Here is a 1,185-nt window from a genome sequence, read left to right on the forward strand (position 1 = left end):
GTCCTTGGCCCGCAGGCCGTGGTAGGCCAGGCGCAGGTACTCGTCGGCGAGCTGGTTGAGGTCGGTGGGGGCTCGTTCGCCGGTGCTCTGGCGGCTGTGCTCGAGCATGCCCCGCACGATGCTGGCCGCCCGCTGCCCATGATGGTGAATCTTGGTCAGGTTCTGCTCCAAATCTTCCAGCAGCTCAGCTGCTACCTTGGTATCTGCCTCTGCTCCCCTGTTGTTTTCGTCGCGCAGCTCGCTCAACAGCTCGGCACTCACATCGGCGAAGTTGGTGACGAAGTTGAGCGGGTTCTGAATTTCGTGGGCAATGCCGGCCGTCAGCTCGCCCAGCGAGGCCATCTTCTCGCTTTGGATCAGCTGGTCCTGGGTGATTTTGAGCTCCTGCAAGGCAGTGCGCAGTTCCTCGGCCTGCTGAAACAGGGAAACCGTGCGCTCCTCAACCAAGTGCTCCAACTCTTCGTGGCGGGCTTTGATGCGGGCTTCTACTTCGCGCTCCAGTTGCTCTAACTGCAGTATTTTCTGCTGTTTATAGGCCAGCAGCGTGCCCACCACCAGCCAAACCATGCTGAACCCCCAATAGAAGTTAATGGCGGTTTCATAGTCGAACAATACAAAGCTGGCGAGGAGCTCGTTGAGTAGTTTTGCCAGCGCATAAAGGGCAAACGGAGCCAGCGCCAGCAGCAGCGTCCGGGCGGGCCGTAAGCCGCGTAGCCGGAGCAGCACCACGTAGGCCAGTACCACCATCAGCGCCACATAAACCGCATCGAGCAGCAGGTGAACATCTGTGTCCCAGCTGCTACCAACTGTTTCCATTAGCACAACCAGCGGTAGGGCCAATACCCAGAGGTATTTTAGGAGCCAATTCAGCCGCGGTGCCCGCTCGGGAAGATCCAAAAAGTGCCGCAGCGCCAGGAAGACGAACAGCGAGATGAAAATGCTGGGTATAGGCGGAAAAATGATCAATTTCATCAGCAGGCACGGCAGAAAAAAGTGGGTTGGCTTATGAAATAAGGCAATCAGTTAGTTCACACTGATAACTACACTCACCCCGGCAGTTCAATGATAAACTCGGTGCCTTCGCCTTCTTTGGTTTCGAGTTGAAGGGTGCCGTTGTGGCCCTTGATGATGATGTCGTAGCTGAGCGAGAGGCCCAGACCCGTGCCCTCGCCCGTGGGCTTGGTG

General features: G+C 57.4%; 2 protein-coding genes. Both read right to left on the minus strand.

The features are described 5' to 3' along the window. Positions 1-972: histidine kinase dimerization/phospho-acceptor domain-containing protein (locus CDA63_RS21815; RefSeq protein WP_126546993.1), on the minus strand; the 972-nt coding region annotated here is incomplete at its 3' end. Positions 973-1,046: 74 nt separating this feature from the next. Continuing rightward, the coding region (locus CDA63_RS20045) for an ATP-binding protein (protein WP_133074297.1) at positions 1,047-1,185 on the minus strand (139 nt) is incomplete at its 5' end.

It is taken from the genome of Hymenobacter amundsenii (assembly GCF_002204745.1).
GTDB lineage: Bacteria > Bacteroidota > Bacteroidia > Cytophagales > Hymenobacteraceae > Hymenobacter > Hymenobacter amundsenii.